The sequence below is a fragment of the Gallaecimonas xiamenensis 3-C-1 genome (genome assembly GCF_000299915.1).
In the GTDB taxonomy this organism is placed as follows: domain Bacteria; phylum Pseudomonadota; class Gammaproteobacteria; order Enterobacterales; family Gallaecimonadaceae; genus Gallaecimonas; species Gallaecimonas xiamenensis.
In genome coordinates this window covers 170,725-179,604 of the sequence record NZ_AMRI01000005.1, presented here as the reverse complement: position 1 = coordinate 179,604, position 8,880 = coordinate 170,725, and the positions used below count along the sequence as shown (strand labels likewise).

Annotated in this window: 9 protein-coding genes; 4 read left to right on the top strand and 5 right to left on the bottom strand. The window is 61.3% G+C overall.

The features are described from left to right. A partial coding sequence (locus B3C1_RS05290; RefSeq protein WP_008483406.1) for a DJ-1/PfpI family protein occupies positions 1 to 263 on the bottom strand: 263 nt, incomplete at its 3' end. A 203-nt stretch (positions 264 to 466) separates the two neighbouring features. Here B3C1_RS05290 and B3C1_RS05285 point away from each other — a divergent pair. Beyond that, the gene (locus tag B3C1_RS05285) at positions 467 to 1,039 is read left to right on the top strand and encodes a TetR/AcrR family transcriptional regulator (RefSeq protein ID WP_008483405.1); all 573 of its coding nucleotides are present in this window, start codon (positions 467 to 469) and stop codon (positions 1,037 to 1,039) included. 9 nt (positions 1,040 to 1,048) lie between these two features. Continuing rightward, on the top strand, positions 1,049 to 1,519 hold the full coding sequence (locus B3C1_RS05280; RefSeq protein ID WP_008483404.1) for a nuclear transport factor 2 family protein: 471 nt from the start codon (positions 1,049 to 1,051) through the stop codon (positions 1,517 to 1,519). Positions 1,520 to 1,548: 29 nt separating this feature from the next. On the opposite strand, the gene tyrR is transcribed toward B3C1_RS05280, so the two are convergent. The 4 genes from tyrR to B3C1_RS05260 form a co-directional block, all read right to left on the bottom strand. After that, a complete protein-coding gene (tyrR, locus tag B3C1_RS05275) occupies positions 1,549 to 3,099 on the bottom strand; it encodes a transcriptional regulator TyrR (protein ID WP_008483403.1) in 1,551 nt (516 codons plus the stop codon). A gap of 100 nt (positions 3,100 to 3,199) precedes the next feature. Then, positions 3,200 to 3,535 carry a 4a-hydroxytetrahydrobiopterin dehydratase gene (locus B3C1_RS05270; RefSeq protein WP_008483402.1) on the bottom strand — a complete coding sequence of 112 codons (336 nt, stop codon included), beginning with the start codon at positions 3,533 to 3,535 and terminating at the stop codon, positions 3,200 to 3,202. 10 nt (positions 3,536 to 3,545) lie between these two features. Continuing rightward, the gene (gene phhA, locus B3C1_RS05265) at positions 3,546 to 4,346 is read right to left on the bottom strand and encodes a phenylalanine 4-monooxygenase (protein WP_008483401.1); all 801 of its coding nucleotides are present in this window, start codon (positions 4,344 to 4,346) and stop codon (positions 3,546 to 3,548) included. Between the two features lie 104 nt (positions 4,347 to 4,450). Then, positions 4,451 to 5,632, bottom strand: a complete 1,182-nt coding sequence (locus B3C1_RS05260; RefSeq protein ID WP_035481245.1) for a trans-sulfuration enzyme family protein — start codon at positions 5,630 to 5,632, stop codon at positions 4,451 to 4,453. 291 nt (positions 5,633 to 5,923) lie between these two features. On the opposite strand from B3C1_RS05260, the gene B3C1_RS05255 reads away from it, so the two are divergent. Then, positions 5,924 to 8,113, top strand: a complete 2,190-nt coding sequence (locus tag B3C1_RS05255) for a TonB-dependent receptor (RefSeq protein ID WP_008483398.1) — start codon at positions 5,924 to 5,926, stop codon at positions 8,111 to 8,113. Positions 8,114 to 8,183: 70 nt separating this feature from the next. Further along, a complete protein-coding gene (locus B3C1_RS05250; RefSeq protein WP_008483397.1) occupies positions 8,184 to 8,852 on the top strand; it encodes a Fe2+-dependent dioxygenase in 669 nt (222 codons plus the stop codon). Positions 8,853 to 8,880: the final 28 nt, after the last annotated feature.

Sequence of the window (8,880 nt, the reverse complement as noted above, 5' to 3'; positions counted from 1 at the left end):
TGGGGAGGCCTGCCGCTGTAGGCGCCGGGCCCGCCGACCACCAGCAACAGATCATAAGACTCGGCAGGCTCGGCAATGGTGGTATCGGCCAGCACCCGGATGCCATTGCTGGCACGGATATCGGTTTGAGTGGCGCTGATCAGTACCAACCGGTAGCCGGCATCGGCAGGCAAAAAGCGGTTGGCAACAGTGAAGGTTTCGGCGGGGCCCGACATGTCGAGCATCAGAAAATCAGGGAAAATAAGGATAGCAACGGTCTTCATCTATCCAGGGACTCCGGACTGGGTTTAACGATACTGCGGGCCTTGGTGGCCCAAAACGATTCCCTGTGCGAACCACAGTCGAATTGTAGTATTTAACTACCACAAGATGCTTATCGCAATATCAAATGACATTTGGCCACCGGCCCGTGCCGCAGGTTGAAAAGCCCTTGCCAAGAAGAGAACGATCGTTCTACCATCTGAATATGCAAAACATCGACAGCCAAGATCCGATAAGCCGTCTTTTAGACGCCACCGAAACCCTTATCTACCAAGGCGGCATCAGTGCCACCGGGATGGACGCCATCGTCAAGGCCAGTGGGGTTTCCCGAAAAACCATCTACAAGCACTTCGGCACCAAAGAAGCCTTGGTCGCCGCCGCCCTTAGGCGCCGCGACGACAAATGGATGGCCTGGTTTGAAGCCGGCCTTGCCGTCTTTGCCGGCCCAAGGGCCCAGCTGCTTGGCGCCTTCGAGGTATTGGCCGGCTGGTTTGCCAGCCCGGACTTCCATGGCTGCGCCTTTATCAACACCGCCGGCGAGGTGTCTAGCCCCGTCGATCCGGTCAGGCAGGTCGCCAAACTGCACAAAGACAAACTGCAGCACAGCCTCAGGCTGCGCTGCCAAGCCCTGGGCGCCCAAGAGCCGGATGAGCTGGCCGGACAGCTTTTGCTGCTCATGGATGGCGCCACTACCCATGCCCTGTTGTCAGGCCGGGCCAGCGTCGCCGTGGACGCACAGCGCGCCGCTGCCGCCCTGCTCGCCAGCCAAGGGCTTTAGGAGACTTCCATGACTGAAGTACGTCATCCCCTGCCCCCCTTTACCCTCCAGTCCGCCAAAGAGAAGGTGCGCCTGGCCGAAGACGGCTGGAACAGCCGCGATCCGGCCCGGGTGGCCCTGGCCTACAGCCTCGATACCCACTGGCGCAACAGGAGCGAATTTATCGTCGGCCGTGATCAGGCCCAGGCCTTCTTGACGCGCAAATGGCAAAAGGAGCGGCAATATCGCCTGATAAAAGAGCTGTGGGCCCATGACGGCAACCGCATCGCCGTGCGCTACGCCTACGAGTGGCAGGACGACGCCGGCCATTGGTTTCGCTCCTACGGCAACGAGAATTGGCAATTTGATGAGCAGGGATTGATGGTAAACCGCTACGCCTGCCTTAACGATCTGGCCATCAGCGAAGAGGAACGGCTCTTTCACTGGCCCCTTGGCCGGCGCCCGGACGACCACCCTGGTTTGTCCGAACTGGGGCTGTAAAAGAAAAGGGCTGCCTGGGCAGCCCTTTTTTATTTCTTCTTGTTGATGCCGTAGTCGCGCAGCTTGTTGGCGATGGCGGTGTGGGACACCCCCAGCTTTTTGGCCAGCTGCCGTGACGACGGATACGCCGGATAGAGGCGTTCGAGCAGGCTTTTTTCGAAGCGTTTCATCACTTCGTCCAGGCTGCCGTCCAGGGCCGCATCCCCCAGGCTTACCGAAGGGGTTTGGCTGGGCAGCTCCAGGTGCTTGGGCTCGATATGGCCGCCGTCCAGCAAGGACACCGCCCTTAGCAGGCTGTTTTCCAGCTGGCGCACGTTGCCCGGCCAAGGATAGTTCATCAGCAGGTTCTGGGTGGCCTGACTGAGCTGGGCCTTCTCACGGCCAAGGGCGGCGCAGTGGCGCTCCAAGAAGAACTCGGCCAGGGGCAATATGTCGTCCTGGCGCTCTCGCAGGGGGGCCAGGGCCAGGCTCAGCACGTTGAGGCGGTAGTAGAGATCCTGGCGGAACTGGCCGTCCCGGCACAGGGCGGCCAGATCCCGCTGGGTGGAGCAGATAATGCGGACATTGACCTTGCGCTCGGCCTCGTCACCGACCCGGCGGAAGGTGCCGTCCTGCAACAGGCGCAGCAGCTTGACCTGGATAGCCGGGGCCAGATCCCCCACTTCGTCCAAAAAGACGGTGCCGCCGTCGGCCACTTCGAAGACGCCGCGCTTGCCGCTGGTGGGAGCGCCGGAAAAGGCGTTGGGGCCATAGCCGAACAGCTCGGTCTCGGCCACCGAGTCCGGCAGCGACGCGCAGTTAAGGGCCAAAAACGGCTTTTGCCGGCGCCCGGAACTGTCGTGGCAGGCGCGGGCCAAGAGTTCCTTGCCGGTGCCGGTTTCCCCCTGGATAAGCAAGGGGGCGTCCAGCTGCGCCAGCTTCTTGGCCTGGCGGATCAGCCGTTTCATCACCGCCGACTGGGCCAGGATGGCGTCCAGGGAGGCGGTGCCTTCCCGGGCCTGGGTCAACTGGGAGCTGAGGCGATGGGGGGTCTTGGCGGTGACCACGGCGCCGGCCAGGGTCTGGCGGCCCTGTTCGTCGCTGACCCAGATCGGCAAAAAGTCGGTCAACAGCCGCTGGCCGCCCAGTTTCACCAGCATGGTGATCGGGGCCGGCTCTTCTTCTTCCAGCCAGCGCTGCAGGTTAAAGCCGCTCAGCCAGGTGGCCAGGCCCTGGCCCTGCAGGGCCGCAACCGTGCCCTTGAGCAGCTTGGCGGCGGCGGGGTTGATAATGAGGATGCGGCCCTTATCGTCCACCGAGATCACCGGATCGGGCAGGGTTTCGAGCAGGGTCGCCAGCTCGAAATGATCCCGCTCTGTGGGCATGAATGCGGTGGTACGGACGTCTTCTACCCCCTTGATGCGGCGGATGGCCGGCAACAGGGTTTTCAGTTCGTCAAAGCTCAAGTCCGGCAGATGCAGGTACATCTTACCCACGGGGTCCACTTCAATGCCCCGTAAATCGATATGCCGTTCGGCAAGGATATCGAGCACTTCCCGGGCAATACCGGGCCTGTCCTCGCAGAAGATCTCCAGACGCATGGCGCTCACAAAGGCCTTTTCCCAAGACCGCGATGATATAACGCCATGGGGAATAAAGAAAATGCCGCGCTGGGCGCGGCATTGCTGACAGGGGATCTGTTCAGAGCAGTTGGTCGGTCTTGGCGGCCATGATGAAGTCGTTGCGGTGCAGGCCGCCGATGGCGTGGGTCCACCAGGTGACGGTGACCTTGCCCCACTCCATCAGGATACCCGGGTGGTGAAACTCGGCTTCCGCCAGCTCCGCCACCTTGTTACCAAAGGCCCAGGCTTGCTTGAAGTTCTTGAATTTATAAACCCTTTCCAGTTGCAGCACGCCGTCGCGAGCCACCGGGGCCCAGTCGGGGATCTCCCGCATCAGCTCTTTGAGCTCGTCATCGCTCACCTTGGGGGCGCCGGCCTGGCAGGCTTCACATTGTTGCTGGGCAAGTGTGCTCACTTGTCTCTCCTTAACTGGCTTTCTTTTCTTTGGGGGGAAACTTGGCTTGGAACAGCCCCAGGGCCTTGGCTTGCTGCACCAGGGCCATGATGTCCTGCTCGGCGATATCAAAAAGCTGGTGCACCTGGTCCAACACATAATAGACAGGTTGCATGATATCGATGCGATAAGGAGTGCGCAGGGCATCCACTATGGTAAAGGGCTGGCGCTCGGCCTTGTCAGACCCCAGGGCATACTCGGTTTCCCCCGGAGACGACAGTATGCCACCGCCGTAGATGCGCAGGCCCTGGTCGGTGTTGACCAGGCCGAACTCCACGGTAAACCAGTAGAGCCTGGCCAAAAAGACCCGGTCTTCCTTGCTGGCCGCCAGGCCCAGCTTACCGTAGAGGTGGGTAAAGTGGGCAAAGTCCGGGTTGGTCAGCAAGGGGCAGTGACCGAAGATCTCGTGGAAGATGTCGGGCTCTTGCAGGTAATCCAGTTCTTCGCGGGTACGGATAAAGGTGGCCACCGGGAACTCTTTGTTGGCCAGCAACCGGAAGAATTCGTCAAAGGGGATAAGGGCCGGTACCTGGGCCACTTGCCAGCCGGTGGTGCGCCCCAGCACGGCATTGACTTCGTCCAGCTGGGGGATGCGATCGGTGGGCAAATCGAGCAGCGCCAGGCCGTCGATATACTCCTGGCAGGCGCGCCCCTGAATACAGGCCAGCTGCCTGGTAATGAGGGTGTTCCAGACCGCATTCTCTTCTTGGGTGTACTGAATGCGTCCGTCCGGTCCCGGCATTTTCGATACGTATTGGGTGCCTTTGGCCATAAGAGTCATCTTTGCTTTACATCATTCCCTGACTCTACGCAGGGCCGCAGCCCTGAAAAACCCCTAGCAACTGGACCGACTTCTTTACGTTCGTAAATTTATAATTACACCTTATCCAGGCTAGCGGCCAGATCCCCCAGCAGATCTTCCACCTGCTCCAGACCGATGGACACCCGGATCAGGCTGTCGCTGATCCCCGCCATGGCCCGCTCTTCGGGGCTGTAGGGAGAGTGGGTCATGGAGGCAGGGTGGGAGATCAGGGATTCGGCGTCCCCCAGGCTCACCGCCAGGGTAAAGAGGCTGAGCCGGTCGATGAAATTGGCACTGGCCTGCAGCCCGGCTTTCAGTTCAAAGGCAATAACCCCCCCTGCCCCTTTCATCTGCCTTCCGAGGAACCGATAACCGGGGTGGCTTGGCAAACCGGGGTAGTAGACGGCTTTGACCTTGGGGTGGGCCTCAAGCCAGCTGGCCACCTTGAGGGCGCTTTCACAGTGGCGGGCCATACGCACCGGCAGGGTCTTTAGGCCACGCAGGATAAGCCAGGCTTCAAAGGGCCCCAGCACCGCCCCCACATCCTTGATGACGGTGCTGCGGATCTCAGCGATACGTTCCTTGCTGCCGCACAGGATGCCGGCGATGACGTCCCCGTGGCCGTTGAGGTATTTGGTGGCCGAGTGCAGCACCAGCTCAAAGCCATAGTCACCCGGCCGCTGCAGCAGCGGTGTCAGGAAGGTATTGTCGGCGATGCCCAGCAATTGGTGCTTGGCCAGCAAGGCGCCGATAGCGGCCAGGTCCACAACCTCCAGGTTGGGGTTGACCGGGGTCTCCAGAAAGAGCGCCTTGGTGTTGGGCCTGATGGCCGCTTCCACCTCGGCAACCCGGGTCATGTCCACGAAACTGACCTCGATGCCAAGGCGCGGCAGCAGGTGGTTCATCAGGGCAAAGGAACAGCCGTAAACCGCCTTGGAGGCCACCAGGTGGTCGCCGCAGCTTAAGCTGCCCAGCAACGCTGCCGACACCGCCGCCATACCGGAGGCCGTGGCCACCGCCGCTTCCGTCCCCTCGAGTTTCGCCACCAGGCGTTCCAGCTCGGCCACTGTGGGGTTGCCAAGACGGGTGTAGATGGGGCCCTCATCTTCGCCGGCAAAGCGGGCCGCCCCCTGGGCGGTATTGGCAAAGGCGAAGGTGGAGGTCTGGTACAAGGGGGTGGCTAGGGCCCGCTGGGGGTCGCTGTGGTCCTTACCGCCGTGGATGGCGAGGGTGTCGGGGTGCTGCCAATGGGACATGAGGGCCTCAAATGTTATCAGGTCGTTGCCACCATAGAGCCCTTCGCCAAAGGCCACAATAGCCCCATGGTCTTACCACTTAATTCATTGTATTTAAAAGACATTAGTTGCCATCCAGCCTTGCGGGCGGCCCCCCTCCCAGACGCCTGGGCGCCGAGGCGTCCTTTATCGCCACTTTAGAATAATGAGAATTATTCTTGAGTGATTTACTGGGAGTAATTATCATTCGCCAAAATTTGAGACCGGCACTACCGGTCCTGTGACTTCATGTGACGGAGAACTTCACCCAAGATGGCTGCTTTCAAATTCAAATCCAGCAAAGTCCAGTTGCCTGCCCAATCCCTGGTGTCCATCGCCCTGGGGATGGCCGTGGTTGCCACCCCCGCCCTGGCCGACGACGCCAAAGACAAGGGCGTTGAGCACATCGAGATCAAGGGCCAGCACGACGGCTATAACATCAACAAGGTGCAGTCCTCCAAGTTCACCGAGTCCCTGACCGACACCGCGAAATCCGTGACCGTTATCGGTGAGAACCTGATAAAAGACATGGGCGCCATGACCTTCAGCGACACCCTGCGCGCCACTCCCGGCATTACCCTGGGCAGCGGTGAAGGCGGCAACCCTTACGGCGACAGGCCCTTTATCCGTGGCTATGACGCCCAGTCTTCCACCTTCGTGGATGGCCTGCGCGACGTGGGCTCCCAGAGCCGGGAAGTGTTCAACATCGAACAGGTGGAAGTGCTCAAGGGTCCGGGCTCTGCCTATGCCGGTCGCGGCGCTGTGGGCGGCTCCATCAACATCGTCACCAAGACTCCTGGCCTGCGCGACTTCAACCATCTGTCGGTGACCGCCGGTACCGACTCCCTCAAGCGCGCCACCCTGGATGTAAACAAGGTGATTGCCGACGAAGCGGCAGTGCGCCTTAACGTCATGAGTCACGACGCCGACATGCCCGGCCGCAACGGCGTTGATGGCGACCGCTGGGGTGTGGCCCCCTCCCTGGCTCTGGGCCTGACCACCAAGACCCGCGCCAAGCTGGCTTACTACCACTACGAAAGCCACGACATGCCCGACTACGGCATCCCCTATGACCAGGCCACCGGCAAACCGGCAGACGTGGACGAGGACAACTTCTACGGCCTGCTCAACCGCGATTTTCGTGAAAATGAGGTGGACAGCGGCCTTATCAAGATTGAGCACGACCTCAACGACAACCTGCTGATCACCAGCACCACCGTTTACGGCCGTTCCACCAACGACTACGTGGTCACCAACCCCGACGACACCAAAGGCAACGTGGCCAACGGCTATGTCTGGCGCGGCATCAAGTCCCGGGCCTCGGTGACCGACAACCTGGCCACCCAGTTGGACCTGTCCGGCCATTACCAACTGGCCGGCATCACCAACCGCTTTGCACTGGGCATGGAGCTGGCCAAGGAAGAAACCGACGCCGACAGCTACAACGTCACCACCGGCGTCAACGGTTCCAACCAGTGCAGCGACGCCGGCATGCTCGAGGGTTACTTCTGTACGCCCCTGGCCAACCCCAACCCCAGCGATCCCTGGGTGGGTACCATCGTCAAGAACGGTACTCCTACCCTGACCCGTACCGACACCCGTTCCCTGTACGCTTTTAACACCACCGAGTTCAGCGACGCCTGGCTGCTGAGCCTGGGCCTGCGCTGGGACGACTACGACACCCAGAGCGAAAGCGCCAGTGCCGGTAGCCTGTCCAACAGCGACAGCTTCCTCAACTACCAGTTGGGCCTGGTCTACAAGCCCGCCGACAACGGCAGCCTGTACCTGTCCTGGGGCACCTCCTCCAATCCTCCCGGCACCTCCAACGGTGACGGCGCCGACCGCCTGTCCGGCAGCAATGACGATCTGGCCCCGGAAGATACCGAGAGCCTGGAATTGGGTACCAAGTGGGATCTGCTGGGCGAGCGCCTGTCATTGACCGCCGCCCTGTTCAGCATCGAGAAGGACAACGCCCGGGTAGCGGTGGAAGCCGGCCGCGGCGCCCCCCAGCAGAACGTGGGTAAGCAGAAGGTACAAGGGGTTGAGTTCGGGGTTTCCGGCAAGCTGACCGACAACTGGCAGCTGTTCGGCGGCTACACCTGGCTTGACAGCGAACTGGAAGCCAACGGCATCAACAGTCAGTACGACGGCAATCTGTTCCCCAACACCGCCAAGCACAGCGTCAGCCTCTTTACCAACTACGCCATCAGCGACGCTATCAAGGTGGGCGGCGGCGCCTATTACATGTCCAAGGTGTACGGCAACACCGCCAACACCCTCTATGTGCCCTCCTACTGGCGCTTTGACGCCATGGCCAGCTACGAGGTGAACCGCTTTGTCACCCTGCGCCTGAACGTGCAGAACCTGACCGACGAGCGTTACTTCGACAAGGCCTACGCGGCGCACTTTGCCACCGTCGCCCCGGGCCGCCTGGCCACCCTGACTGCTGACTTCAGCTTCTAAGCCGGGCACACTGGTATCGACCTGACAAAACACCGCCCCAGGGCGGTGTTTTTTTCATAAGGAGACTGACATGCTGATCGCCATCGACAATGTGCTCAGCAAGGACGAAGTGGCCCAATGCCGGGCGGTACTGGACGGCCTTGACTGGATTGACGGTAACCAAACCTCGGGGCCCCTGGCCGCCAGCCAAAAGCAGAACCAGCAGTTGTCCCGGGACGATGCCCAGGCCAACGAGGTGGGTAAGGCCATAGTGGAGCGGCTGCTGGCCGACCCGCGCTTTATTTCGGCGGCCCTGCCCCTGAAATTCTACCCGCCGCTGTTTAACCGCTACCAAGGCGGCCAGGCCTTTGGCAACCATATCGACAACGCCATTCGCCACACCCCGGACGGTATGGTGCGCACCGACTTGTCCGCCACCCTGTTCCTCACCGAGCCCGAGGACTACCAGGGGGGCGAATTGATCATCGAAGACACCTACGGCAGCCACAGCGTCAAGCTGGCCGCAGGCGCCCTGGTGCTCTACCCCTCCACCAGCCTGCACCGGGTAGAGCCCGTTACCCAGGGGGCCAGGACCAGCGCCTTCATGTGGCTGCAAAGCATGGTGCGGGACGAAGGCCAGCGCCGCCTGCTCTATGAGCTGGACGGCAGCATCCAGCGCCTGGCCGGCAGCCAGCACCCGGAAGTAACGGCCCTGACCGGCATCTACCACAATCTGGTGCGCCGCTGGGCAGACAGCTAAAACAAAGGGCGCCACTGGCGCCCTTTCA